The sequence below is a fragment of the Levilactobacillus sp. HBUAS70063 genome (genome assembly GCF_038374745.1).
Classification (GTDB): domain Bacteria; phylum Bacillota; class Bacilli; order Lactobacillales; family Lactobacillaceae; genus Levilactobacillus.
In genome coordinates this window covers 1-24,519 of the sequence record NZ_JBANSM010000008.1, presented here as the reverse complement: position 1 = coordinate 24,519, position 24,519 = coordinate 1, and the positions used below count along the sequence as shown (strand labels likewise).

Here is a 24,519-nt window from a genome sequence, read left to right as displayed (position 1 = left end):
CGCTCCCATTTTTAATTAAATTTCCGTACTTGGTCGAAAAATTTTTCTTAACCGAGAATTAAGCTTAAACTAATCCTGACATTAGTCACATTTTGTTTGCTGAGGGGCTTCACTTTTATCTTCACCGATTGTCTAATCATGCACACAGTCAATCACCGCAACCATGAAACCGGCTCCACCCCCCTTTGACCACCCACTGGATACCGAGACTACCCGGGTTCATGGCCTTTAAGAAAAAGCCGGTTTGCTATATAAATAATTTTTTGGACACCCAAAATTAAGCCCCCACAAGGTTGACATTGCGGCTAAATAGCCTATACTTACGGTTGGAATTGAAGTGAGTGATCGACATCAGTTTTCCGATTTTGCTCTTATTTGCACCATCTACTACTGGTTCCGACCACGCATTTACCAGGAAAGACAGAAGTCAATCGACTACCTGAATTTCTAAGCCAATAGAAAAGAGGGATTTTATGAAGAATCATGAAACCGACCCAAAGTCCAAGCACCATATGATTGCGTCCACAGGCAGTGACCAGAAGAGTCTCGATGAAGTCAATGGTACCGTTGAAGTTCCGCAAAACGCGGGCTTCTGGAGAACCCTGATGGCCTATACGGGGCCTGGCGCACTAATCGCCGTGGGGTATATGGACCCCGGGAACTGGATTACGTCAATCGCCGGTGGGGCGCAGTACAAGTACGCTTTGCTAACGGTGGTTTTACTCTCCAGTTTGGTTGCCATGTTGTTGCAGGCCATGTCGGCACGGTTGGGGATTGTTACGGGTAAGGATCTCGCCCAATTAACGCGAGAACGTACCGGTAAGAAGACCGGACTGTTCCTCTGGATTGTCACCGAGCTCGCCATCATGGCCACGGATATTGCCGAAATTATCGGGTCCGCGATTGCGTTGAAGTTATTGTTTGGTTTCCCATTGATTGTCGGTCTGGTTATTACCGCGGCTGACGTTTTGATCCTGTTAGTCTTGATGAAGCTAGGATTCCGGAAAATTGAGGCCATCGTGGCAACTCTGGTGGCCGTTATTCTCTTCGTTTTCCTCTACGAAGTCATCTTGGCCAAGCCGGAAGTCACCCAGATGTTAGAGGGGTATATCCCATCTAGTGCCATCGTGACCAACCACGGGATGCTCTACCTGACCTTAGGGATTGTCGGGGCGACCGTGATGCCCCATGACTTGTATCTGGGGTCATCCATCTCGCAAACGCGGAACTTCGACCGTAACGACCGTAAGAGTGTCGCCAAGGCCATCAAGTTCACCACGATTGATTCCAACATTCAATTGACCATCGCGTTTGTCGTCAACAGTCTGTTGCTGATTTTAGGGGCCGCCCTGTTCTTCGGCACCAACAGCGAACTCGGCCGCTTCGTCGACCTGTTCAACGCCTTGAGTGATAACCAAATCGTCGGTGCCATTGCCAGTCCCATCCTCAGTATGCTGTTCGCACTGGCCCTGTTGGCCTCCGGGCAGAGTTCCACAATTACCGGGACCTTGGCTGGGCAAATCATCATGGAAGGCTTCATCAATCTGAAGATGCCGCTATGGGCCCAACGTCTATTGACGCGGTTGCTCTCCGTGACGCCCGTTATCATTTTCGCCATCATCTACCACGGTAACGAAGCCAAGATTGAAGATCTCCTGACTTCCTCGCAGGTCTTCTTGAGTATCGCCCTCCCATTTGCGATGATTCCACTGGTGCTCTTCACCAGTAACAAGGAATTGATGGGCGAATTTGCCAACAAGACGTGGTCGAAGATTCTTGGCTGGATTATCGCCGTGATTCTCATCATCTTAAACGTTTATCTGATTCTTAATACCCTAGGCATTACCGTCTAGAACGAACACTCGACTTGCAAAGGTCGGGTGTTTTTTTGACTTCTTTTTGGTTGGCGGGTATAACTAAAATAATACGACCGCTACCGATGCTCGAATCGAGGTGTTTTTCGATGAAATCCCGTCTATTGACCACGCTAACCACCCATTTAATGACGCCAGTCGTCGGCGATGCGGCCGCGCTCTTTGCGCTCATCGACCAAAATCGTGACGAGCTGGCGCGCTGGATGCCCCGCACCGCCAGCATTCAATCCGTTGAAGACGAGGCGGCCTTTCTCCTGCATACCCTGGACCGGATTGCCGCCAACCAGTTCTGGCTGGCCGTCATCTGGGTCGGCGCCACCCCGGTGGGCACCATCGACCTCCACAACTTCAAGGACGGTCACGCCGAGGTGGGCTACTGGCTGGGTCACGACTTCCAGGGGCGTGGAATCATGCCTCACGCCCTGGGCATCGTCGAGGACGTGGCCTTCAATCAGCTGGCGCTTAACAAGCTGGAACTCGTGATTGCTACCGAAAATACCCGCAGTCAGGCCGTGGCCCAACGCCGGGGCTTCCATCAAGACGCAGTTCTGCGCGATCACCTCCTGACGGCTAGCGGGAATTACGATGATGCCATCGTTTATTCGAAATTACAATGGGAAGCCCGCTAACGTTCCCAATTAAAGGAGGTTTGCTTCATGCACACACTCGCCGACAACATTCAACTAAAGGCCCCGCAACTGACGGATGCCCCCGCCCTCTTCGCCTGCATCGCCGCCGACCGGGATTATCTGGTGCAATGGTTGCCCTGGGTCGCCACTACCCGGGCCGTGGCCGATGAAGCGGCCTTCCTGCGCTATTGTCAAACCCGGATAGCGGCTCACCAGCTCTGGCTGGCCGTCATCTGGGTGGCTGGGCAACCCGCTGGGATGATCGACCTCCACGAGTTTCAGGACGACCACGCCGCCGTGGGCTACTGGCTCAGCCGCGAGCACCGCGGTCAAGGCATCATGACACGTTGCTTGGCAACCGTTGAGGTCATTGGCTTTCACGACCTCGGTCTGCACGAGATTGATCTGCTCGCCGATCCCGCCAATCACGCCAGCCGCGCTGTGGCCGAGCGCCGCGGTTTTCAGCGCGCGGGCGTCTTGCGTGAACACCTCCCCCTGGCGCAAGGCGGCTACCACGACGCCGTGATTTATTCGAAATTAAGCCAAGAATTTACCGACTAACGCACAAAAGGACCGAGAACCCCGACGATTACCGTCGCGGGTTCTCAGTCCTCTTTATTTTCAATCCGTTTCAGTGATTAAGCGCGTTGACCACCGTCAACCGTGAATTCAGCACCGTTAGCGAAGGTTGATTCGTCACTCCCCAAGTAGACGCAGACCTCACCGATGTCCTGTGGCTTGCCTAAATGGCCAACTGGAACGGTCTTGACAATCTGTTCACGCGCGGCATCCGGAATAATCGCCGTATCAATCCATCCCGGATGAACGGAGTTAACCCGAATATCCACCCCACGTTGGGCCAAGTTCAGCGCCGTGGCGTGCGTCAACAGGCGACTCCCGCCCTTACTTGCGGAGTAAGCTGGGGCCATTGGAAGCCCAACCAAGCCGGCAACGGAAGACACGTTGATGATGGAACCCTTAGCGTCGTTAGTCTTCTGCATGGCCTTGATGGCGGCCTTTTCACCCAAGAAGTTGGCCGTCAAGTTGATGTCGATCACCTTTTGCCATTCTTCCAGCGGTAAGTCTTCGATGGCCGTGTTGACGCCACCGATTCCGGCGTTGTTGACCAGGATATCTAGCTTGCCAAATTTTTCAATCGTCGCATCAATGACCTTCTGCCAGTCGGCTTCCTTGGCAACGTCTTGTTGAACGAAAAGACTGACATCGTCCCCGAATTTTTCAACGGCGGCATGCCCACCATCGACGTTATGGTTGGCCGTCACAACGACCTTTGCACCCTCGCGGACGTAGCATTCGGCAATGCCTAAACCGATTCCGGCTACCCCACCGGTAATAATCGCAACTTTACCTTTTAAACGATCTGTCATCTTAAAATCATCCTTTCGCTATTGCTTATTGTTCAGAATATCACATTACGCGATGAGAGGAAAATGTTTTGCCTAAATCGTTGTGGGTATTCTGTAATTCGCCATACATGACAAAGGGCCCGGCGAAACTTCGTCGGGCCCCATTCTGTTCATCTAACTTTAAAATTTATGCGGCAAGACCAGACCACCGAATTCGTTGTCGTTCGGCCGGTCGCGCTTGACCACCAACTCCTGATTGACGAAGCTGGAAATCCCGGTCTGACCCAGCTCGCGACCGAAGCCGGACTTCTTGACCCCACCAAATTCCAATTCGGGCAAGGAACTGAAGAAGGTGTTGACGAAAACCATCCCCGTCTCAATCTGCGAGGCCAGTTGGGCGCCGTACTCGGCACTGCCGGCGAAGATGATACCACCCAACCCGTAGTCGGAATCGTTGGCCAGCGCCACGGCTTCGGCATCGTCTTTAACCTTGTAGACCTGAGCAACCGGACCAAACATTTCCTTCCCGTAAGCCGGATTGTCCGGGGTAATGTCCGTCAGAATCGTTGGCATGAAGAACTGACCGTCGCTGTCGATGGGCTCGTGCACGTAGTAGGCCGTCGCTCCGCCCGCCAAGGCCTCATCCACCTGAGCCTGCAGGTGTTCCTTGGCCTTCTTGGAATTCATCGGTGCCAGCGTGGTGCTAGGGTCCATGGGATCGCCCATCTTAACGGCGGAAAAGGCCGCCTTCAGCGCCGCTAAGAATTCGTCGTAGTGATTCTCCGTTACGATGAAGCGCTTGGAAGACGTGCAGACCTGGCCGGCGTTGTACAACCGTGCCCGCGGCGCAATCGCCTTGACATCTTCCATATTGGCATCGTGCGCCACGATGAAGGCGTCCGTGCCACCCAGTTCCATCGTATTCTTCTTGAGGTATCTTCCGGCTACCTCGGCAACGGCCACACCGCCCCGTTCGGACCCGGTCAACGCCACCCCCTGAACCCGTTTGTCGGCCACCACTTGGGAGACCTGATCGTAGGACAGAAACAGGTTGGTTAAGGCCCCCGCGGGAGCCCCGGCCCGGCGTACCGCGTCTTCGAAGGCTAATGCCGAAGCCGGCGTAATCGCCGCGTGCTTAAAGACGATGGGATCGCCCACCGCAAAGTTTGGCGCGAAGATCCGCATCATTTGGTAATACGGGAAGTTCCAGGGCTCCACCGCCATCAGGACACCCAGTGGATGATTCTCCAACTGGGCTTCACCGGCGATCGTCTCGATGGCCCGGGGTTTCAGTAACTCCTCGGCATGGTCGGCGTAGTATTCGGCAATGTCCGCGCACAGAATAACTTCGCCTTGGGCCTCGACAAACAGTTTTCCCATGTCGACCGTCAATACGCGGGCTAAGCTATCCGTTTCATCCTTAAAAATCTGTGCGAGTTTACGGAGAACGGGAATTCTAGTGGCAACCGGATCGTTGCGCCATTGCTGGTAGAGTGCCTGAGCCTGGGCCAAGCTCTCCTCGATGTATTCTGGTGTCGCATCCGCATAGGTTTTGACGACCTCATTGGTATAGGGATTCGTGGTTTGATAAGCCATAATAGTTTCCTCCTTACGGGATTTTCACATGCACAATGTAGCCCTTTACATGTGGTACTATACGCGGATAGATCCCCGAATACCAGCATTTAGATTGTGATTGTCTACACGTTTAGCGTTTGTGAAATAACGCATTTATTTTGTCACTTCACAATTGACAGTTTCTCAGGCTCGGGCCAATCCGACCACCGCGTTCCACCCCCTATTTGGCGAACGATCAGGTGGCTAATTCCACGATGAAACTGTAAACGACCAAGATTAACGTCATGAGTTGCACGAAGACCACAGCTTTAGGAGATTGCCATCCTTCACCCTTTCGCCACAAAAAACGACGGAACAGTCCCGCCGCAACCGGCGCTGTTCCGTCGTTTTTTACATCTAACTTAACTTCCAACGGTCCAAAATCCCGTTGAACAAACGGTTAGCCGTCGTCATCTGGTCTAAAACCGTCCGGGGGGTCGCGGTAAAGTTATCGTTCGCCCACTTATTAATAATTCCCAACGCACCGGCGGCAATGAATTCCGCCGACGTGTCGATCACGTCTTCCTTTAAGTAACGGTACTCAGGCATTGCGTGCAGCAATATTGACAATCGTGAAGCCACAAATTCGTTCATTGACTGGCGCCAAACGCCATCATCGTAGGGATAAGCGTTCAAGAAAATCTTAGAATTTTCAGCAATCCGTTCCAGTAATTGAATCGTTGCCGGTCGCCAGTTCTCCAAGGTTAAAGCCGTCGGTTGTTCGTGACGTGGTGCTTCAACGATAAAGTGTTGATAAACAAAGGCTAACAACTCATATTTATCGGCAAAGTAGTAATAGAACGTCTTTCGGTGAACTTCCGCTTCATCCGCGATCTCACGGACCGTAATCTTATCAAACGTATTGTGGTTCAACAACGAAGCCAAGGCCTCCGCAATTCGCTCCTTAGTTTCCGATGCAGCCATCGTGATACCTCCAATCATTCACACACCATTTTAATTTATGTTTTATATAGTTCTAACAATCCCCCCAGAAGGTTAGAACGCTAACCTAACTTCTCAAGCTGACTAAAATTATACGCGTCTTCCCGTGAGAAGAAACCCTTTTCGCGAAAAAATTATCAGTTACTTGCTGAGTAGTTACATCTATCAACAGTGCTACTAATTTAGCTTTTAAACAGCCTTGATTATAGCATATCTACCGGTACATTGTACGATACTTTTGTGCACAATTGGCAAGAAATCCGTAAATTTCTTTAAAAATGCCTAATTTTTTTCGAGAACTACCCGATCACTTGTCTCAGATAGACACCCTTCTAGCCGTAAGAGCGTTTTCTTCCGATTCAGGCCACCCGCATAACCAATTAATTCACCCGTTTGACCAATCACGCGATGGCAAGGAATCACCAGGCTAATCGGATTGTGACCCACCGCATTCCCCATGGCGCGGGCCCCGGGGTTGTGACCGATGATGGGCATGACTGCTGTAGCTAGTTCACCGTACGTTCGAACTTCGCCATATGGGATCGTTCGTAACACCGACCAGACCGCCTCTCGTAGCGCCGTCCCCGTTGGCCGAACCGGGAAAGTCACGGTTGGATTTTCCCCGGCAAAGTACGCCGTAAGCCAGTCGGCTAGCTGCGTAAAGACCGGTAAGTCTCCGGTAGGCGTTGCTTCAGGAAGTGTACTCCCGTAGTACTGTTGATCACCAAACCACAAGCCGGTTAACGCCGTCCCATCGCTGGCTGCTGTAATCGGTCCCAACGGCGTCATCAGTCGCTTCTGTCGTAACATGTCATCACCCTTTTTCGTTAATTTTAGCATTAAAAAAGCGGGTAGGCTAATATTGCCTACTCGCTTTTACAAAGTTGTCCGAATTTTTAGTGGTAGAGGTCGAACCGGCCCTTGCTGAAGACGGTACTCAGGTGGGCACTTTCCAAAATGGAACGGTCGGTAATCACTTTCTTCAAGGCCGAGGCTGGATAGCCCTTGACCTTGCGCTTGTTGCTAAAGATTTCACCAATCCCGTCCCGGTCACTCAATGAGGCCACCGTGCCGACCGACTTGTAGACGAATGGCCGGGTCTCATGGCCCCGCAACTGCAAGCCAATGTTCTTGGCCGCTTGGGCGCCAGCCGCCAACGCAATCTGCGCCGTGGTGGGATATGGCCGGTTACTTTCCGGATCCATGACCGCCGCCACGTCACCGACCACATAAACCTCGGGGTGGCCTTCAATGGACAAGTCGTCCTTAACCACAATCCGGTTCCGGCGTTGCTCGAAGCCGGAGTCGGCAATCACGTGGGAACCACTGACCCCCACGGTCCAGACGATCGTATTGGCCGCTTGCTCGTGCTGTTCACCCTGATCATCCGTGTAGACCACGGCGCCCGGCTTGATTTCTTCGATGTTGGCCCCCAGTTTCATTTCGACATCGTGCTTGGCCATGAAGCGCATGGCGTATTCCGCCAAGGACTTATCGAACATCGGCAGGATGGCTGGCGACCGTTCCAGGCAGACCAACTTGATGGCCGGTGTGTTGTACCGCGTCTGCAGCTTGGGCAACGACTGGGTCAATTCGCCCAAAAGCTCGATGCCCGTGAACCCGGCGCCACACACGGCCACCACCAAGTCGTTAGGGTCTTGCGTTTGGGCATACCCCTTCACGCGTTCTTCAATGTGCTGGTAAACGGCCTCGGAAGTGGCCAAATCGTCCATTGGCAGGGCATTTTCTTCGGCGCCCTTCAGGCCAAAGGTTTCGGACTGGAACCCGAGCGCCAAGACCAGATAGTCGTAGGTAATGGGCTCGTGATTCTTCAAGGTAACCTTCTTCTGGTCGACATCCACGTTGGTCACGGCGTCTTGGATAAAGTTCACCCGACTGCCAATCACATCGTTAATCTCATAGGTAATCCGGTCGGGGGCAATCGTCCCGGCCGCCACCTCATGCAGATTGGTTTTTTCAGCGTGCGTCCCCGTCTTGTCTACCAGAATAATTTTGTCTTCGCTGGGAACTTCCCGTTGTAAAAACTTAATTGCCCGCATGCCGGCATAGCCACCGCCAAGAACTAAAATCGTTGCCATTGTAAACGACCCCTTTTCTACTGTAGTTCCCTAATTCACGATTAACCGGTTAACACTTCAGCTAGTTAAAACGGTTACATTTTAACGAACACTCACTCCCCCCTAAGGGACCGGTGGACGGGCTAATCGTTAGGGATGATTTACTTCTATTATACGAGTTATCAAGCGAAAAGCCATTGATAACGGTTCATAAATTTATTCATAGCGACCGCGGCCCACAACGGCGGGAATCCACGGTTCACATACCAACTACTCGTGACGACTGGCGAGTCGTTTTAGCTGAAATTTTGGGGTAAAACCTTTAAGGTGGAGGTTAGTTAAGTGAACGAGATTTAGGAGGGTTTTGACATGACAACATTAGTAATTGGTGCTCACGGCCACGTTGGCCGGCACATCGTTCAGCAACTGGCGGCAACCGGTGAAAAGGTCTACGCCGGGATTCGCTCCGCAACGCAGTCACCGCAACTAACCGAATTGGGGGGCCAACCCCGAATCATTGATTTGATGGGCACCGCCGAGGCCATGGTTCCGGCCATGGCTGGCGTCGACACGGTCGTCTTTTCCGCCGGATCTGGCGGCAGTACCGGCGATGATATGACCTTGAATATCGACCTCGACGGTGCCATCAAGTCCATGATTGCGACGGAAAAAGCCGGCATCAAGCGTTTCATCATCGTCAGTGCTCTGGGCACCGACAACCGGGCCTTCTGGAATCAGTCGGGAATTCGGCCGTATTACGTGGCGAAATACTACGCCGACCAATGGCTCCAACACCGGACAAGTCTGGATTACACCATCGTTCGGCCCGGCGCCTTAACCAACGAGGCCCCCACCGGCAAGATTACGCTGGACACGGCCAATAGCGACACGACGTCCATTAGCCGCGAAGACGTGGCGGCCACGGTGGTCACCATCGTCCAGCAACCCCAGCCTCACCGCATCATCGAACTGGTCAACGGCGAGACGCCGATTGCCGAGGCACTCAAGTAAAGTTATTTTCACCGGTCACGCTGGACTTCAACCGCCAGTGTGGCCGTTTTTTTTGCGTTCGGCTAGACCGACGTACCACCTCGCTGGCCTACCATTCGCCCCAGATGAGCTGGAACGCGGTGAGCGGACGTTCCGAGACAAAGGGCGGTCTCGGAACTCGCTTTGAGCCGAAAAGTCACGTCTCAAAGACGCCATTCCCTAACCGGCAAGCCCCCTGCCGCTAAGGGAATCCCACGGCTGAGCTCATCTGGGGCTTCACTCTCCGCTACGTTTGCGGTGACTAGTCACGACGGTTGCATCAGGTACGACCACCACTGACGGTGACTAGACTTTACGCGATTGTCTTGTCGAAACTCTAACTATGCCGGAGGAGGCCAGGAATGGAGCCAGCCGTGTCGATGGTGTTGGCTGGCGTCCTCTGCCGGCCTACAGCATGGGGCGACTCGGGAGACTTGCAGGTTAGGCAAGGCTTCCGAGCGAGGTGGAAGCCCGCTCTTCAGGCTGGAACCGTCCCCCACAGCAGGCGGAACTCCTGGCAGCCGCAGGCGACTGGTTTGGCCACCCCATCGCATTCCAGCTCATGGATTGCGAACGGCAAGGTAGACCGCTCCCAAAATGCCGCCAAAAAAGCGCTAGTGCCACTGCACTAACGCCCGTTACAATTTCATCCATGGTTCACAGCACCATCATGACCGCTTGCCATAGCAGATAAACTCCGTACAGCATGACTACTCCGCCAGACACGATGTTGACCCACATAAGGAACTTTTGGGGTAACCGCTCCTTCAATAACCCCAACACTAGCGTTATGCCGAAGAACCAGATGGCTGTCGCGGAAATCACCCCGGTGATAAATGGCGCGTAACTTCACTATCAGTCAGCGTGCCCCGTAGCGCACCAAACATGAGGCTGGTATCGATAATCGCCTGCGGATTCGCCCAGGTCACTACCCACGCATTAACTAATGACTTCTTCATCGGTAACGGTGTGTTGGCACTTTCCAGCTTAAAACTGGCGGCTGAACGTAAAATGCCAAACCCAATCCAAATCACCAATAATCCACCGACAAACATAATAATTAATTTGAATAATTCGTGAGCACTGATAATCGTACCCATCCCGAAGAATGCCGCTAGTGTTAAGGCGGTATCAACGAACCAAACCAGGACCGTCACTGGCCAGGCTCGCTTCAACGGCTGATTGATTGCATTATTAAAAACGAATAGATTCTGCATCCCAATTGATGAAACCAGCGCTAAACTCAGCAACAAACCTCGTAAATACATAGCTGACACATGCTTTCCCTCCCCTAGGTAACCCAGTTTTAGGCTAGACCGTTAAATAAACATATCCTAATAGATATACCAGAGATCGTTATAAAAGGGTAGTGTTGCTGCCTTGTCCGTTTTCACGTGAAACACGGCTATCGTTAGGCACCGTGCCGTTTATTGGTTAAAAGTAATGTCGGTAACGTAATCAGCAGGGCCACAATTGAGATTAACAAAAAACCATTCTGAAAGGCCTGAATCTTTAAAGCTAGCACATGACTGGCCGCAAAAGCTGATAAATGTTCAGCCGTTACGTGGAACTTCCCGGCTTTTAATTGTTCCGCAAAGGTATGAATCCGTGTCGTCGCATCAGCTGTTACCACCGTTGTAATTAAGGCTGAACCAAAAGCACTCCCAATGTTTTGAATAATTCGAGAACCAATCGTGGCTGCCGGAATCTGGTCTTTCCACATACCGGTATAGGCATCCGCCATCAGTGGCATTAAGATTCCACCGGCACCAATTCCTCTAATGAACAGGACTAACGCGATTACCCAATAGGCTGTGTGCTGATCAAACCAATAAAAGGGGAGCGTTCCCACAAAGGTAATGACGACACTCACTAAGACCACATATTTTGCACCCAAACTATCGGTTAACTTTCCCGTTGATCCTCGTGAAATTAACATGCCAATCCCTTGTGGCAACAAGGCCAAGGCTGCCATGATTACTGACATATTTTGAATATTTTGAAAATACAGTGGCAAGAGCAGCATCGCCCCATTTAACACGGTTCCCGCCATGAATAACCCCAGACCAGAGCCATCGAAGGAACGAAATTTAAAGAGCGATAATGGCAGCACGGCTTGTTTTCTTTGATAGCTGGCCCATCCAAGATAAAATAACGCCGCAACGATTCCCGAGCCAACAAAGAGGACACTGGTGTGATTCATAAAACTACCACGGTGTGCTGCCTGAACAATACCATAAATTAAAGCACTGGAAGATAGAATCAATAATAGAATCCCCACAAAATCCATTTTAGCGGTCTTATTTTGAGCCGGATAATGGGGCATCTTCCACAGAATCAAAGCAATCGCAATCACCACAACCGGAACATTTACCCAAAAAATCCACCGCCACGATGCCACCTTTATAATGATACCGCCAATAATGGGGCCAAATAACGGTCCCAAAATCATCGGCAATCCGACCGTTGCCATCATCTGTCCCATAACGGCAGTTCCCGCCGTTTGCACTAATAGCGTTGTCAGCAGTGGCATAATAATCCCACCAGCAAATCCCTGAATGAGTCGTGCCACAATTAAAGCCTCAATACTTGGCGCTAAAGCGGACATGATTGAACCGAGACCAAATAAAATCTCACCGGCCATGAAAACATGTTTCCCATCAAACTTATTCAAAAACCAACTAGAAAACGGAACCGCCACCCCCGTTGCAAGTAAATAGCAGGTAACCGTCCATTGAACCGTAGTCACCGAACTACCAAAGCTATGAACGAGATTGTTAAGGGCGATATTCATCATCGTTGAATCCAATAATGGTGCCATGGCACCAAAAACAATGACCAAGGCTATCACAATGGTTGACTTAGGAATCTGATTTTCTTTAGACATTTTTGTTCTCCTTTTAAGAAACTTTTTGGTATCTTAATGACGCAAAGCGTATAATACACCCTAGATAGAAAAAGTCAATAAGAAACTATATAGTTTCTTAATTTGGAGGTTATCATATGACGAAAACCCGCCGTCGCGGAGCAGAACTTAATGCCGCCATTTATCAGGCCACTCGGACTATTCTAGAACAGGATGGCCTCGCACAATTAACCTTTGCCAAAGTTGCCGAAGTAGCCGGAACCAGCAAACCCGTTATCTATCGTCACTGGGATTCACCATTTACTTTGGCCTTACTGGCTATTCAGGATAAAATTAAAACTGATAATCACGGTCGTCTCGATCAGCTCACTTTAACTGGTCATAATCTAGCGACTGATCTTTTTCAAGTACTCAAACGATTTACTCTGAGCATGGACGCTTACGGCCAGGCACTTATGAACACTTGGTTTACCGGCCTAGATCATGAACAAACTGCGCAATTACAACAAATGTTAACGGCCGTCAAAGAGATTGATAGTCACGCCATCGACCATGTTTTACAACGGGCGCAGCAACGGCACGAACTCACACGGACCAATCTTCCTGATAATCTTAAATTATTACCCTTTGATTGGATTCGTTACCAACGCTTTGTCAATCAACCAATCGATGATCGCCAACTAACCGATTTCGTACAAACAGTCCTGCTCCCTAGTTATACGGCTGCTTTAACCGAATGATTACATGTGATAGGCGCAGATGATTCTATAACTAAATTAATTTGCAAGACGAGATGGATTTTATCGATTTTAATTGTTTTATCATTTAAAATTAGCTCAACTGCACCACTTAAAAGACAATCAATGTCTAATTGTTAGAATTAGGCGAGAATGGTGTAAATTAAACCGAAAGAATGCGATCACTGTGAAGAACCGTTCTCGTTTCATCCCATATCACCCGATACTTAATCACCATAGATGGGAAGTTCTTTTACATGACCAAAATTACCATTCAGCACCTCACATTTGGCTTCGCTGGTACAGCACCACTCTTTGAACACGTTGATTTAAACTTAGATACAACGTGGAAACTTGGTTTAGTCGGTCGTAACGGTCCAGTCGAAGGCGTCAACCGTAAGCTCAAACAGATCAAGCGCACTGCCTACGGCTACCGCAACTGGACTAACTTCCACTATAGAATACAGATTGAATTCAATATTCGGGTCCAAAAAAGAGGCCCAATTCGTAAGTGAATTGAACCTCTCAAATTCTCCCCATCAACACCGGTTGACAAAGAGCCAAAAAAGCCAGCAACGCGTTAACGCTACTGGCCCTTGGCTTCTATTGCTGCTGATACGATGACTGGCGTTAAATGTGTTTGGCGGATTTAGGCCATCATCAGTTTAAAATCTGTCAGCCGACTACTTGAGCTGACTGTCGCTGTGCTTTTGGTCGAGATTCAGGGCACTGGCGTCCACGGCCGTTTGAACCTGACTAGAAATCTTCTTCGTGGTTACCGGCTTCAAGTGAATCTTGGTCACTTGGATGTCGGCTACCGGGCGTGAGTTGAGTTGCACGGTTGTCCGAATGGTTGGGGCGGCGGTTGTGGTCGTTACCGTGGCCGCCGAAGCGCCCGCGGAAGTCGCCAACAGCGTCGTCACCGTCATGGCACCCAGCATTACTTTAGTCATCATCGTTTTAATTTTAGTCATTTTAACCACTCCTCAGTTAGTTGTTTTGGCTGTTCGCTTTCGATGTCTTAGTTATACCATCCGGCAAGGCACTAAATCTTTAAGCTTGGTTAAGGTTAAAATATGAATTTCTTATTTTAGCTTGAGCTGGGTGTGGTATTATGCCTATAACCACGTCACATCAAGGAGTATGCCTGATTATGAAAAATACAATTCTATTGGTTGAGGACGAAGAAGGACTCGCCAGCTACGTTGCTAAAGAACTCACTTTTGAAGATTTTGACGTTATTACCGCGGCCGATGGCGAAGCCGCCTGGGAGACCTATCAGGAGAAAAAAGACGATCTGCTCCTGATTCTCCTCGACTGGATGCTGCCCAAGATGGACGGTATGCAGGTGCTGCGGCGGATTCGTAAGCACGACGACCTCCCCGTCATCATGATGACCGCACGCGACTACCTCAGCGACAAGGTCACCGGGCTGGATACGGGTGCCGATGACTACATTACCAAGCCCTTTGAAATAGAAGAACTCCTCGCCCGGATTCGCGTGATCCAACGACGGACGGCTCACCAGAGTGGCCTCGACCAGACCTACCATTTGCAAGACCTCACGCTGGTCACCAAGACCCGTCAAGTCGACCGCGGCGGTCAAACGATTCAGTTGACCCAACGCGAATATGACCTCCTGCTCTTTCTCATGCAGCATCCCGGTCAGGTCTTCACGCGAGACGAATTGCTCGATAACGTCTGGGGCGTGGACTTCCTCGGCCAACAGAACGTGGTCGATTTTTACATTGGTTATTTACGGAATAAAATTGACGTAGATGACGCCCCTCATCTGTTCCATACCATTCGGGGCGTCGGCTATAGTCTTAAAGAGGATGATCACGATGACCACTAAGCAGCCCCGCACCTACGCGGATATCATCCGCCACTCCTTCACCAGCCTCCTGTTGACGATTGGCGTCGTCATCGTCCTAACCGTCAGCGTCACCCTAGTCGTGGACCAATTGTTGCGGGCCCAAAACCAAGCGGAACAGCTCGGTGCTAGCCTTCAGACCTCTCAGGTCACCAACTTTCAGGATTGGTTAGCCATTAACCGTTCGAGCGGCCTCAATTCCCACAATACGTTTGTCTTCATTCGCAATGCGGATGGCTCGACCACATCACTCCTGCCACACGGTACCACCCTGGCCGCGGCCAAGACCTGGTCGGTACCCTTTACCCACTTGACGTACTTCAAGGGTTGGGGCCTGTATTTCGCGGAAACGTTGAAGACTGGCGGCCGAACCTATCACCTCTACATCGGGATGCACGTGTTGATCGGCAACCTTCACGTCTTGATTGCAGTCATGATCATTGCAATTGGGATTAGCCTCCTGATTGGCCTATGGTTCGTCCGCCGATTGGCCAAACGCATCAGCGAACCAACCATTCAATTGGCCCAGGCCGCCCAGCAAGCCGCCGCCAATCCCGAAATCACCCAGACGGAACTCCCCCAACCGGCGGAACCCGTGGAAATTGGTCAACTGGCCAAGGACTTCAACCAACTACTGGCGGCCCAAAACGGCCGGTTGGAGCGCGAGCGACAGTTTATTTCCGATGCCTCTCATGAACTACGCACGCCGGTTGCGACCATCCGCGGCAATCTCAAGCTCATCGAACGCCGTGGCGAGCAGCACCCCGAGGTCATCCCCGAGTCGCTCGGCTTCATCGACCAGGAGTCGCTACGCATGCAGCATCTAATTGAAAACCTATTGCATTTGTCGCGCGCCGACCGCGCCGAAGTTGCCTTACAACCACTGGACGTGACCACCCTCGCTCAGGGCGTGGTGGCCCACTACCAGCCGTTGATTTCTCAAGAGCTAAACTTTAGCGGTCCAACGCCGGCCATGGCTCTGGGTGACACCGATATGCTTCACCAGATCTTGACGGCCCTGCTGGACAACGCGCATAAATATTCACCGGCCGACCAGCCGATTGCCGTTCAAGTCGCCACGACCGCCGACACCGTGACCCTGACCGTGGCCGACCACGGGGAAGGGATTCCGGTAGCCGACCGAGCCCACATCTTCGAGCGTTTCTACCGCGTGGACACCTCCCGTTCCAACAAAATCGAGGGGAGTGGCCTGGGTCTAGCGATTGTCGCCCAGCTGGTTCAATTGAATCAAGGACACATCGCCATCACCGATAATGACCCCCACGGCGCCAAATTTACCGTGACGTTACGGGCCGCTACCCAATCCTAAGAAATTCTCAGACAATCCTTAACCAAAATCAAGGACGAACGCAACCTTTTCCGGTTATACTGGGTTCATCAAGTGAAAGGAAGCGGACGATTATGCTGATTGATGACAATCCCAAAATTAAAACGGTGACTCCCGCCCAAATAACGAAGGTGTTCTACCCCTACGTTATCGCCAAAACGGAAGCTGGGAGTTACGTCAACATTAACTTGAGCGACCAGGAACGCCACGATCCCCTGTTCTGGGAATCCATTGCCAACATTGCCAAGGCCAAGCTCTGGGTACCGATTGGTGAAAAATTCCACCAATTACTGGCCTACGACTGGACCTATTCTGCGGCTTATTAGACCAAACTAAATCATCGGCTGAATCCCTGGTGTTTAAGCGTTTCGGTGAAAACGCAACATCAGCAGATACCTAAAAACTGCCGAAACAAAGCGGCTGAGAAAATTTCTCAGCCGCTTTTCGTTTGGTAACATTGTGATGACGTCTGTTTTATAGCCTCTGCCCTTCTTCAGCTCCCTGTCCAAGTGGGGCGCCTTACCGTTCGCCAAATAGGGGTTGGATCGCGGTGGGCGGACCGGGCCAGTATTGGCCTCGACAGCCCACGTCTCAAAACCGTTATCATCCTTTGTAAGAGCGAAATCTTTACCGAACCAATCACGAGACGACAAAAAAGGCTGCACCCTCCGCGTAACCCGACTAGGCATCACGTGGCGCAACCACCCTTGTCTCACTGTCTATGCGTATTTCTTCTTGCCAACGACTCATCAGCGGGGCATCGGCTTCCGTAAAATTTCAGCTTTCTTACGGAGCTGTGCGCGCGTCTGACTCACGAGAATATCCGTGGGATGAACGATTCGCCCGTCCAGCGACCCGCCGAAGCTGGCCACACAGAAGCTGACGAATCCCCAGGCCGATGGTGACCAGTATCCAAAGTACGGCGCCACAGCCACCATGACCACAAAGAAACCAATACTCAGTAAGCCGCTGAAGCCCTGCCGACCAAACCGATTAAAGTAAGGATATTGACGCGTGAACAGATAATCCACTACTAAAATCGCCACCATTGTGCCTAGAGCCACGTGTTTAACAGCCAGTCGATTAATAAAAATTACCGGGCTCATCATTAGCATTAACGTCATCAACAGCCAAAATGAATGAAAACCATATCGCCAGTCATACCGCATTCCGGTCGCCTCTCTTTCAATCAACAATTCCATCTTCATTGACTGAAGTGTAGCATGGGGTTAATAAAAATAGGTTAACTCGTGGTCGCTATGGTAAAGCCAATAGCAATACTAACGCGAAGCCGTTGGACGCGACAGCTTAAAAGCCATTAGCATGCTCAACAGTGCCATGCCACCGGTCACCACCAACACCAGTAAGGCCCACTGCGACCCCACCGCCGTCTTCACGATCGTACTGCCCGACCCGGCTTGACTGGTCGAAATAATCATGGACACCACGGCGGTCCCCATGGCCCCAGCGAACTGCTGAAGCGCGTTCATCAGTGCATTTCCATCGGCCTTGAGATCTTCTCCAAGCTGTTTCAAGCCGGCCGTCATAATATTTCCGAAGGCCATGCCGATCCCAATCATGTAGGCGACGTAAAGCCCCAAGACGGCCAACACGGACAAGTGTCGGGCAAAAACGGTCATGGTAATCAGACTTAGCGTCACGATACTTAGGCCCAATAGAATGGGTTTCTTCGCCCCAAAGCGGTCGAGAATCTGACCGCCAATCGGTGAAAAGGCAGCCCCAATCACGGCGCCGGGCAACACAACTAAGCCGGCAATGAAAGCGGTTTTTTGATCGACTAATTGGAGGTAATTTGGCAGGATAAAGGACAGCCCCAGTGCGGTCGTCTGTAAGAGAAAGAACGCCGCTAAATGCCAGGCAAAGGCCGGATTTTTCACCGTTGCCAGCCTAATCAGGGGATGTTCCACCCGACTGGAACGCACGACAAATCCAATGAGGCCAAGGATACCCACGATCCAAGCGCCGAGAATGGCCCAACTCAACAACGGTTGGCTTCCCAGCGAACTGAATCCGTAGATCAGTCCGGCAAAGGTTGCCACCACGGTCAGTATGCTCAGTAGATCGAAGCGTTCCGGCACCACGGGAGCGACCTGGCGAATCGTTTTGATCCCCACGAAAAACGAGAGAATCAGAAACGGCAGCAACAGCCAGAAGATGTAGCGCCAATTCAGGCTGGTCACCAGGATACCACCGTAAGTCGGACCAATCGCCGGGCCGACCGCCGTAATCAGCGTGCCCACGCCGGTCATCATGCCAATCCGGCTCAGCGGAACTTGCTCCAAGATGATGTTAAACATCAGGGGCAAGGCAATTCCGGTTCCGACAGCCTGAACCGCCCGACCAACCAATAGCCACACGAAGGCCGGGGCCAAGGCATCGATCAGGAGACCGGCAATAAATAATAGATTGGCCGTCACAAAGAGTTGTTTCATTTTGAAGCGGCGTTTCAAGTAGGATGAAACGGGCACGATGCAGGCCACAATGAGGAGATACAGGGTGGTCATCCACTGCACGGTCCCGGTCGTCACACCAAACTGTTTCATCAAAGTGGGGAAGGTAATATTCATTGCGGTTTCAATGATGACCCCACTCAACGACATCAGCCCCGTTGCCAGAACGGCACCAATCACGCGAGGTTCAATTTTCTCTCTGGTCATTAGCCTCTACTCCTTTGTTTTTCCCCAACGGGTGACATTCTCTAAAGCTTGGCGAAAGGCCCGTGCCTCCGTGGCGGTCAAACCCGCGACCATCTTGGCATCCTGTTGTTCCAGGTGCGCCGTTACCAGCGGCACCAAGCGGTTACCCTGAGGGGTTAATTTTAACTGTCGTTTGCGACTGTCCTGGTCCGCGACCACCCGAGTCACCAGGTCGCGTTCCACCATCCGCTTGATTAACATCGACGCGGTGGAACGCTGGACGTGAAATTCGCGTTCCACGTCCACTTGAAAGGTATCGGTCGCCCCCCGCCGGCTTAGAAAGTCAATCACGGACATTTGCATACCGGTGAGGCCATAGGGTCGCGCAAACTCATTCATTTCAAAGTTCATTTGATGCTCGGCATCTCGTAGCCAAGCGCCTAATCTTCTTGCGGGCAAGCCACATCATCTCCCTTTGTTAGTCAGCTAACGATTTTAAGCCAATCATCCCCAAACTTCAAGACCAAGTTTACCGTTCCACACAAAAAATCCGTTTCACCCACGAAACGGCGGTGAAACGGATTTTGATGGCGTTTAAATTAGAGATTGTCGCCCTTGGCCCGAAGCAATTCGCCCAATGCGGGTTGCTGCTTGAGGTCAATGTGGTTTTCCTTGGCGTAGGCGTCCACGGTATCTTGCCCGTAGAGCTTGGCGTCCAGTGGCATGAAGGCCGTCCCAATCGGATCATCGTTCTTAATGACCGCGTTGACCACGATTGGCTTCTTGTTACCCTTGGCCTGTAGGTCCTTAATCTGGTCAAAGACTTGTTCGACTTCGGCGTTGTTCGTGACCGTAAAGCCAATGCCGCCCAAGCCCTCGGCAACCTTAGCCCAATCGGCGTCGGTCAGATCGACCCCGTACAGGTGTTGTTTCGTATCAACCTGTTCGCGGTAAATGAAACCGAAACGTTGGTTGCTAAAGACCACGTTGATGACGGGCAATTCGTAACGGGCTTCCGTAATGATGTCGGGAGCCACCATGGCAAAGCCGCCGTCACCGGAGAACGACCAGGCCTGACCCTCTGGAACACTCAGTGCCCCGGCCATGCCGGCTGGCAAGCCGTAGCCCATCGTGGCAAATAACCCGGACAAGACGAAACGCTGTTGCTTATCCATTGGCAAGCCCCGAACCGACCATTCGGAGACGTTCCCGGTGTCCACTCCATAGGTATCCTTGGGGCCGACCATTGAAGCCACCTTCTTAGTCACGGCCTCGGGCGCTAGGCCATGGCTGTCGTCTGCGGCCAGTTGATCCAACCACTTGTTCCAGTTTTGCTTGTTTACCCGATTGGCCTTCAGCCATTCCGTTTCGGGCAACGTTTCACCCGTCGCAATCATGGCTTGTAGGTAGCTCTTGGCATCGCTAATGACCGCGTAGTCAATCGGTACCATCTTGCCAATATCAAAAGCGTTGTTGTTGACCTGAATAATCTTGATGTTCTTCGGCCAGAATTGAGCGAATGGGAATTCGGACCCCAGGAATAGGATTAAATCGGTGTGTTGTAAGGCTTCAAAGCCGGACTTAGACCCCAACCGGCCAAACGTCCCAATGGCGTTCGGGTGGTCGGTCGGAATCACGCCAGTTGCCGGAACGGTGTTGAGCACGGGGAGGTTGAATTGTTCACTGAATTTCACCAGTTCATCCCGGGCGCCCAGCAATCCTCGACCGGCATAAATCAAGGGGTGCTTAGCCGCCTTCAACAGCTCTAACGTCGCCGTAACGGCCTTCGGATCAATCGTTTGGGTAAAGGTATCGGATACCGTGTTCGGCGTCTTAACCGGCTCGTAATCAATTTCAGTAGCCGATAAGTCTTCTGGAATGATGACGACGGCCGGGCCCTTTTGCCGGTAGGCTTCTCGAATGGCCTGATTGACCACGTAAGGCAACTGTTCCGCGGTAGTTGCCGTCCGGTTATAGACCGCAACGTCGGCGAACATCGGCGTTTCATCCATTTCTTGGAAATAGTTCGTGTTCATCGTGGCCGTGGGGACTTGGCCAACCAAGGCAAGCATGGGCACGTGGTCCATCTTGGCATCGTACAACCCATTGAAAAGATGCGTGGCGCCAGGACCCGCGGAACCAAAGGCCACACCGACCTTACCGGTGTACTTGGCATCGGCGGCTGCGGCTAATGCGCCGACTTCTTCATGACGGACCTGAATATATTGGATCTTATCCTTTTCAAGGTAGAGCCCCTCGACGGTGTGGTTGATGGAACCACCAGGAATACCATACAGGTGGTCGACCCCCCAGGCTTCTAAAACCTTAACTAATGCTTGACCCGCAATCATTTTTGTCATTTAAATCGCGCTCCTTAGTTGGTGGTGTCGTCCAATAGTGGCACCCCAAAATCATTGATTGGTAACATCATAGTCCGTTTTGAAAGCGAATACCAGTATTTTAGCTTACTTTTTGTTAGTGAAATAGCGCACTTGGTAACTTTACCAAACAAACGCCCCGACCTCGCGGCATTCCGGCGCTTAAAGCGCTATCAAAAGATTAGAGAATGGTGAGATGCCACGCGAACTAACAAGCCAATCCTGCCCAAACTAAAAGGAGACCCCCGTTTGGAGATCTCCGTCATACCACTTAAATTCTACCGTATCAAAAAGTTCGACTGTACCACACCAACCGGGGGTCTACCAGAAATGCCGGTGTTTCAGCATCAAGGCGACCCAGACCATGACGCCCAGCGTAATGGCCACCGTAATCAGCCACGAGACCCCACCGTAATTGGTCAGCGGTAATTTCACGTTCATGCCGTAGAAACCGGTGACGATGGTCGGAATCGTCAAAACCAGCGACCAAATCGTCAAGAATTTCATCGTATCGTTCAGGTTATTATTTAAGACGTTGTTAAACGTCCGCGAGATCCGGTCGACAACGTCCGCCTCAATCGCCGTCATTTCGGAAGTCTGGCGGGCTTCAATGACCGCATCGTCCAATCGTTCCTGATTGGTGTCCGAGAGCTGCCGCCCGAACGGCGTATTGCTCAGGTTGACCGCCATCATGGCGTTGTTACGCGTGGCACTGACGAAATAGGCCAGACTCTGTTGCAGGTTGGACAGGGCGATCAAATCCTTGTTGTCCGGCGACTTGTTGAGTTGTTGGTCCAACCGGTTCTGTTCCGCATTAATCTTACGAATCGGACCGATGAACTGGTCAAAGAGAATGAACATCCCCACTAACAACAGCTCGTTGGTATCGTAGATTTGATTTAATTTCAGCCGTTCACTCAGCAACGTATTCACCCAGTGGGTCGTCTTGGTGGTGATGGAAAACACCAGATTTCCCTTCAATAGAAACGTTACCGGGCGCGTGATGTAGCGCTGTGAAACTTGGTCAACCACCACCGGCACGTGCAACACGAACAGTTGGGAATTGAGAAATTCATCGCGGTCATAGTGGGAACGTTCATTTTCATCGGTGATGTACGTGAGAATCTCATCGGTGAGGCCGTACTTAACTTGCAGGTCACGGCGATCGTCTTCGCTCTCGACCATGGTCATGACCCACTTTAAGTCCTGGTCTTTGGCCCCAATCTTTCTTTCAACTATCATGGTCTCTACTCCCTCGCTAAAAACAATGCCTTTAGTTTACCACGTCCCTCAGAAATCCGCCGCAAAAATCACGGAATGTCGTCATTTTCTACCGGAAACGCATGGGAAGCTGGCTCGAGCCTAGGTTCCACAAACGGTAAGGTCACCCGCGTCTGTCAGATTAACGAAAAAAGCCTGGAATTTGCGTTCCAGACTTCCCTCTCATTCTAGTTAGCATTCTCATTCAAGCTGGCGGCATAAGCCGTTTCCTGCTTGATAAGCCGGGCCCGTTCCCTTTGGTTGTACCAAGGAGACACGGTAAAGGCTAACACGTCGTTGACGAGGTAGACGGAACTGTTGATAAACATCGCCAGCGTCGCGGACCCCTGCCGAAACGAAATGAACCACAGCACCATCTGGGCCAAACCGGAAGCAATCCACCAGACGTATTGATTGTTGAAACGTAAGAAACAAATCACGCCGGCCGTCAGACTAATGGCAAAGCTAATCGCATCGACCCAAGGCCGCGGATCGTCCGTAAAGGTGCCAATGCCCCAGCCGGAAACCAGGTAGACGGCGACCGTCGCAAACAACGCCAGCGCCCAGCTCTTACCGTTGAATTTCCGAATTTTAGACGCCATATTGACGTTCCAGCTCGCGCTCAAGAGAACGGGAATATCCAGCGTCACCACGTAGGCCAATTGCTCAAAAATACTCAAGTAGTTCTTGGCCGCGAAGCCGGTGACGATGAAGCAAAAGGCGGACAGCACACCCAGCCAACCGTTAACTGACTTAGCTGCGTTAATCGCCAGAACACACAGCACGCCTAGCGTAGTCCCAATGAACGTCAGAATGGTCAATAACGTTATTTTCTGACCCACTAAGGTCATGACCTGACAGCCTAAACTGAAAAAGAACAGGTAATAGTTCTGTTGCGGCCAGCCCTTGAGTTGGTGAGATAAAAATTGAATATAATGCTTCATGCTAATGCGCTCCCTCATGTTTTGTTAACCACATATAGTATTCTTCTCGCCGGCGAGGTGGCTAATTAGCACAATATATTGTGGTGCTCGTTTTGAACAACAGATTTGATTATAGCACGCCATTTTACGCGTAGCGGTCTAATTTTCAGATTTGTTTCATGCTTGTTCCAGTGCCAGAAAACGATTACACGCCCGGTACGACTCCCGTGAAACAAAAAATGTAACCATTCTAAATTGCACACTTTTGGTGGTTTGGGGGGAACGACTGAATAAAAAAAGACCAGTCGCGAACGACTGATCTAGTTGACCTAATTTAAAGCGGTTTACGATTCGGGGGATTCAGGCGTTAGTTGTGCCGTTGCGGCGGCTAACATCTGCGTTAACTCACCCACAGTCACCTGACTCCCCTCATCTGTGATGGGCGTCTCACTCATGATCTTCGCCGACTTAATCAGCAGATCATGGCACGCGCGCTCTAGGTCCTCGCCACTGGTTGTTAACGACAGTGGCCGAACGCGCCGGTCAGACGTCTGATAGCTTTGCAATACGTAGCCCCGGCGAATCAGTTGTGAGATGCCCCGGGACACTGCGGCCCGCGAAATCCCCCGACTATCGGCAACGGTGGCTGATGTGAGCTTACCAGGATTTTCTAAAATATGGTGCAGAATTGCATATTGATCCACCGAAATCCCCATGGCTCGCTGGAACCGCGTCGCTGATTTCTCCAATTCTCGCTTTAATTCCATGTAAGATTCGAAAAAACTTTCCGCATGTACGACCTTACTCTTTGCCATAGTATTCATCATATCCTTATCTTTACTTACTAACCGGTAGATTGCAAATTTAATCCGAATTTTTTGACAAATTAGTCAGCATCACTTGGTAAGGTGTTTGCCAGTTAAGTACTTTAAGGGGGCGTT

24 protein-coding genes and 1 pseudogene are annotated in these 24,519 nt (G+C 51.3%); 9 read left to right on the top strand and 16 right to left on the bottom strand.

Annotation, left to right across the window (positions count from 1 at the left end):
- Nucleotides 1-473: 473 nt before the first annotated feature.
- The 3 genes from V8I28_RS11630 to V8I28_RS11620 all read left to right on the top strand — a co-directional run bounded on the left by V8I28_RS11630 (nucleotide 474) and on the right by V8I28_RS11620 (nucleotide 3,064).
- Nucleotides 474-1,853, top strand: coding sequence for an Nramp family divalent metal transporter (locus V8I28_RS11630; RefSeq protein ID WP_341780262.1), 1,380 nt, complete (start codon nucleotides 474-476; stop codon nucleotides 1,851-1,853).
- A 110-nt stretch (nucleotides 1,854-1,963) separates the two neighbouring features.
- Nucleotides 1,964-2,503: a GNAT family N-acetyltransferase gene (locus V8I28_RS11625; RefSeq protein ID WP_341780261.1), complete on the top strand. Its 540-nt coding sequence runs from the start codon at nucleotides 1,964-1,966 to the stop codon at nucleotides 2,501-2,503.
- Nucleotides 2,504-2,530: 27 nt separating this feature from the next.
- Nucleotides 2,531-3,064 (top strand): GNAT family N-acetyltransferase, encoded by a 534-nt coding sequence (locus tag V8I28_RS11620; protein WP_341780260.1) that lies wholly within the window; start codon nucleotides 2,531-2,533, stop codon nucleotides 3,062-3,064.
- Nucleotides 3,065-3,141: 77 nt separating this feature from the next.
- On the opposite strand, the gene V8I28_RS11615 is transcribed toward V8I28_RS11620, so the two are convergent.
- From V8I28_RS11615 to V8I28_RS11590, 6 genes are all read right to left on the bottom strand, one after another.
- On the bottom strand, nucleotides 3,142-3,891 hold the full coding sequence (locus V8I28_RS11615; RefSeq protein ID WP_341780259.1) for a glucose 1-dehydrogenase: 750 nt from the start codon (nucleotides 3,889-3,891) through the stop codon (nucleotides 3,142-3,144).
- A 159-nt stretch (nucleotides 3,892-4,050) separates the two neighbouring features.
- Complete coding sequence (locus tag V8I28_RS11610; protein ID WP_341780258.1) at nucleotides 4,051-5,466, bottom strand: NAD-dependent succinate-semialdehyde dehydrogenase; 1,416 nt, start codon at nucleotides 5,464-5,466, stop codon at nucleotides 4,051-4,053.
- A 217-nt stretch (nucleotides 5,467-5,683) separates the two neighbouring features.
- On the bottom strand, nucleotides 5,684-5,860 hold the full coding sequence (locus V8I28_RS11605) for a hypothetical protein (RefSeq protein ID WP_341780257.1): 177 nt from the start codon (nucleotides 5,858-5,860) through the stop codon (nucleotides 5,684-5,686).
- Nucleotides 5,845-6,411: a TetR/AcrR family transcriptional regulator C-terminal domain-containing protein gene (locus V8I28_RS11600; RefSeq protein ID WP_341780256.1), complete on the bottom strand. Its 567-nt coding sequence runs from the start codon at nucleotides 6,409-6,411 to the stop codon at nucleotides 5,845-5,847. Before V8I28_RS11600 ends, V8I28_RS11605 begins: the two co-directional genes overlap by 16 nt.
- A gap of 300 nt (nucleotides 6,412-6,711) precedes the next feature.
- A complete protein-coding gene (locus V8I28_RS11595) occupies nucleotides 6,712-7,269 on the bottom strand; it encodes a methylated-DNA--[protein]-cysteine S-methyltransferase (RefSeq protein WP_341780255.1) in 558 nt (185 codons plus the stop codon).
- Nucleotides 7,270-7,325: 56 nt separating this feature from the next.
- The gene (locus V8I28_RS11590; protein ID WP_341780254.1) at nucleotides 7,326-8,528 is read right to left on the bottom strand and encodes an NAD(P)/FAD-dependent oxidoreductase; all 1,203 of its coding nucleotides are present in this window, start codon (nucleotides 8,526-8,528) and stop codon (nucleotides 7,326-7,328) included.
- Between the two features lie 348 nt (nucleotides 8,529-8,876).
- On the opposite strand from V8I28_RS11590, the gene V8I28_RS11585 reads away from it, so the two are divergent.
- Nucleotides 8,877-9,518 (top strand): SDR family oxidoreductase, encoded by a 642-nt coding sequence (locus V8I28_RS11585; RefSeq protein ID WP_341780253.1) that lies wholly within the window; start codon nucleotides 8,877-8,879, stop codon nucleotides 9,516-9,518.
- Between the two features lie 839 nt (nucleotides 9,519-10,357).
- On the opposite strand, the gene V8I28_RS11580 is transcribed toward V8I28_RS11585, so the two are convergent.
- A complete protein-coding gene (locus tag V8I28_RS11580; protein ID WP_341780311.1) occupies nucleotides 10,358-10,804 on the bottom strand; it encodes a LysE/ArgO family amino acid transporter in 447 nt (148 codons plus the stop codon).
- A gap of 143 nt (nucleotides 10,805-10,947) precedes the next feature.
- The gene (locus tag V8I28_RS11575; RefSeq protein WP_341780252.1) at nucleotides 10,948-12,423 is read right to left on the bottom strand and encodes a DHA2 family efflux MFS transporter permease subunit; all 1,476 of its coding nucleotides are present in this window, start codon (nucleotides 12,421-12,423) and stop codon (nucleotides 10,948-10,950) included.
- A gap of 116 nt (nucleotides 12,424-12,539) precedes the next feature.
- Between V8I28_RS11575 and V8I28_RS11570 the strand changes: the two genes are divergently transcribed.
- Complete coding sequence (locus tag V8I28_RS11570) at nucleotides 12,540-13,142, top strand: TetR/AcrR family transcriptional regulator (protein WP_135368300.1); 603 nt, start codon at nucleotides 12,540-12,542, stop codon at nucleotides 13,140-13,142.
- Nucleotides 13,143-13,510: 368 nt separating this feature from the next.
- Nucleotides 13,511-13,654, top strand: a pseudogene (locus V8I28_RS11565) (transposase); the annotation flags it as partial.
- 168 nt (nucleotides 13,655-13,822) lie between these two features.
- On the opposite strand, the gene V8I28_RS11560 reads toward V8I28_RS11565, so the two are convergent.
- A complete protein-coding gene (locus tag V8I28_RS11560; protein ID WP_341780251.1) occupies nucleotides 13,823-14,113 on the bottom strand; it encodes a hypothetical protein in 291 nt (96 codons plus the stop codon).
- 179 nt (nucleotides 14,114-14,292) lie between these two features.
- Here V8I28_RS11560 and V8I28_RS11555 point away from each other — a divergent pair, with 179 nt between their 5' ends.
- The 3 genes from V8I28_RS11555 to V8I28_RS11545 all read left to right on the top strand — a co-directional run bounded on the left by V8I28_RS11555 (nucleotide 14,293) and on the right by V8I28_RS11545 (nucleotide 16,686).
- Nucleotides 14,293-14,994, top strand: a complete 702-nt coding sequence (locus tag V8I28_RS11555; protein WP_341780250.1) for a response regulator transcription factor — start codon at nucleotides 14,293-14,295, stop codon at nucleotides 14,992-14,994.
- The gene (locus V8I28_RS11550) at nucleotides 14,984-16,342 is read left to right on the top strand and encodes a sensor histidine kinase (protein WP_341780249.1); all 1,359 of its coding nucleotides are present in this window, start codon (nucleotides 14,984-14,986) and stop codon (nucleotides 16,340-16,342) included. Before V8I28_RS11555 ends, V8I28_RS11550 begins: the two co-directional genes overlap by 11 nt.
- A gap of 92 nt (nucleotides 16,343-16,434) precedes the next feature.
- Nucleotides 16,435-16,686 carry a hypothetical protein gene (locus V8I28_RS11545; RefSeq protein WP_341780248.1) on the top strand — a complete coding sequence of 84 codons (252 nt, stop codon included), beginning with the start codon at nucleotides 16,435-16,437 and terminating at the stop codon, nucleotides 16,684-16,686.
- 423 nt (nucleotides 16,687-17,109) lie between these two features.
- On the opposite strand, the gene V8I28_RS11540 is transcribed toward V8I28_RS11545, so the two are convergent.
- The 7 genes from V8I28_RS11540 to V8I28_RS11510 all read right to left on the bottom strand — a co-directional run bounded on the left by V8I28_RS11540 (nucleotide 17,110) and on the right by V8I28_RS11510 (nucleotide 24,345).
- Nucleotides 17,110-17,484 (bottom strand): hypothetical protein, encoded by a 375-nt coding sequence (locus tag V8I28_RS11540; protein ID WP_341780247.1) that lies wholly within the window; start codon nucleotides 17,482-17,484, stop codon nucleotides 17,110-17,112.
- 156 nt (nucleotides 17,485-17,640) lie between these two features.
- Nucleotides 17,641-19,038, bottom strand: coding sequence for an MFS transporter (locus tag V8I28_RS11535; RefSeq protein ID WP_341780246.1), 1,398 nt, complete (start codon nucleotides 19,036-19,038; stop codon nucleotides 17,641-17,643).
- A gap of 6 nt (nucleotides 19,039-19,044) precedes the next feature.
- Complete coding sequence (locus V8I28_RS11530; RefSeq protein WP_341780245.1) at nucleotides 19,045-19,476, bottom strand: MarR family winged helix-turn-helix transcriptional regulator; 432 nt, start codon at nucleotides 19,474-19,476, stop codon at nucleotides 19,045-19,047.
- 140 nt (nucleotides 19,477-19,616) lie between these two features.
- Nucleotides 19,617-21,377, bottom strand: a complete 1,761-nt coding sequence (gene spxB / locus V8I28_RS11525; RefSeq protein ID WP_341780244.1) for a pyruvate oxidase — start codon at nucleotides 21,375-21,377, stop codon at nucleotides 19,617-19,619.
- Between the two features lie 339 nt (nucleotides 21,378-21,716).
- The gene (locus V8I28_RS11520; protein ID WP_341780243.1) at nucleotides 21,717-22,637 is read right to left on the bottom strand and encodes a magnesium transporter CorA family protein; all 921 of its coding nucleotides are present in this window, start codon (nucleotides 22,635-22,637) and stop codon (nucleotides 21,717-21,719) included.
- Nucleotides 22,638-22,843: 206 nt separating this feature from the next.
- Nucleotides 22,844-23,599: a nicotinamide riboside transporter PnuC gene (gene pnuC, locus V8I28_RS11515; protein WP_341780242.1), complete on the bottom strand. Its 756-nt coding sequence runs from the start codon at nucleotides 23,597-23,599 to the stop codon at nucleotides 22,844-22,846.
- Between the two features lie 323 nt (nucleotides 23,600-23,922).
- Entirely contained in the window at nucleotides 23,923-24,345 is a 423-nt protein-coding gene (locus V8I28_RS11510; protein ID WP_341780241.1) for a MarR family winged helix-turn-helix transcriptional regulator, read from the bottom strand.
- Between the last annotated feature and the right edge of the window lie 174 nt (nucleotides 24,346-24,519).

What these genes read in the sequence shown, in the direction of transcription:
- V8I28_RS11630 (WP_341780262.1), top strand. Translation starts at nt 474, where the DNA reads ATGAAGAATCATGAAACCGACCCAAAGTCCAAGCACCATATGATTGCG.
- V8I28_RS11625 (WP_341780261.1), top strand. Translation starts at nt 1,964, where the DNA reads ATGAAATCCCGTCTATTGACCACGCTAACCACCCATTTAATGACGCCA.
- V8I28_RS11620 (WP_341780260.1), top strand. Translation starts at nt 2,531, where the DNA reads ATGCACACACTCGCCGACAACATTCAACTAAAGGCCCCGCAACTGACG.
- V8I28_RS11615 (WP_341780259.1), bottom strand. Translation starts at nt 3,891, where the DNA reads ATGACAGATCGTTTAAAAGGTAAAGTTGCGATTATTACCGGTGGGGTA.
- V8I28_RS11610 (WP_341780258.1), bottom strand. Translation starts at nt 5,466, where the DNA reads ATGGCTTATCAAACCACGAATCCCTATACCAATGAGGTCGTCAAAACC.
- V8I28_RS11600 (WP_341780256.1), bottom strand. Translation starts at nt 6,411, where the DNA reads ATGGCTGCATCGGAAACTAAGGAGCGAATTGCGGAGGCCTTGGCTTCG.
- V8I28_RS11595 (WP_341780255.1), bottom strand. Translation starts at nt 7,269, where the DNA reads ATGCTAAAATTAACGAAAAAGGGTGATGACATGTTACGACAGAAGCGA.
- V8I28_RS11590 (WP_341780254.1), bottom strand. Translation starts at nt 8,528, where the DNA reads ATGGCAACGATTTTAGTTCTTGGCGGTGGCTATGCCGGCATGCGGGCA.
- V8I28_RS11585 (WP_341780253.1), top strand. Translation starts at nt 8,877, where the DNA reads ATGACAACATTAGTAATTGGTGCTCACGGCCACGTTGGCCGGCACATC.
- V8I28_RS11580 (WP_341780311.1), bottom strand. Translation starts at nt 10,804, where the DNA reads ATGTATTTACGAGGTTTGTTGCTGAGTTTAGCGCTGGTTTCATCAATT.
- V8I28_RS11575 (WP_341780252.1), bottom strand. Translation starts at nt 12,423, where the DNA reads ATGTCTAAAGAAAATCAGATTCCTAAGTCAACCATTGTGATAGCCTTG.
- V8I28_RS11570 (WP_135368300.1), top strand. Translation starts at nt 12,540, where the DNA reads ATGACGAAAACCCGCCGTCGCGGAGCAGAACTTAATGCCGCCATTTAT.
- V8I28_RS11560 (WP_341780251.1), bottom strand. Translation starts at nt 14,113, where the DNA reads ATGACTAAAATTAAAACGATGATGACTAAAGTAATGCTGGGTGCCATG.
- V8I28_RS11555 (WP_341780250.1), top strand. Translation starts at nt 14,293, where the DNA reads ATGAAAAATACAATTCTATTGGTTGAGGACGAAGAAGGACTCGCCAGC.
- V8I28_RS11550 (WP_341780249.1), top strand. Translation starts at nt 14,984, where the DNA reads ATGACCACTAAGCAGCCCCGCACCTACGCGGATATCATCCGCCACTCC.
- V8I28_RS11545 (WP_341780248.1), top strand. Translation starts at nt 16,435, where the DNA reads ATGCTGATTGATGACAATCCCAAAATTAAAACGGTGACTCCCGCCCAA.
- V8I28_RS11540 (WP_341780247.1), bottom strand. Translation starts at nt 17,484, where the DNA reads ATGACGTTAATGCTAATGATGAGCCCGGTAATTTTTATTAATCGACTG.
- V8I28_RS11535 (WP_341780246.1), bottom strand. Translation starts at nt 19,038, where the DNA reads ATGACCAGAGAGAAAATTGAACCTCGCGTGATTGGTGCCGTTCTGGCA.
- spxB (WP_341780244.1), bottom strand. Translation starts at nt 21,377, where the DNA reads ATGACAAAAATGATTGCGGGTCAAGCATTAGTTAAGGTTTTAGAAGCC.
- V8I28_RS11520 (WP_341780243.1), bottom strand. Translation starts at nt 22,637, where the DNA reads ATGATAGTTGAAAGAAAGATTGGGGCCAAAGACCAGGACTTAAAGTGG.
- pnuC (WP_341780242.1), bottom strand. Translation starts at nt 23,599, where the DNA reads ATGAAGCATTATATTCAATTTTTATCTCACCAACTCAAGGGCTGGCCG.
- V8I28_RS11510 (WP_341780241.1), bottom strand. Translation starts at nt 24,345, where the DNA reads ATGGAATTAAAGCGAGAATTGGAGAAATCAGCGACGCGGTTCCAGCGA.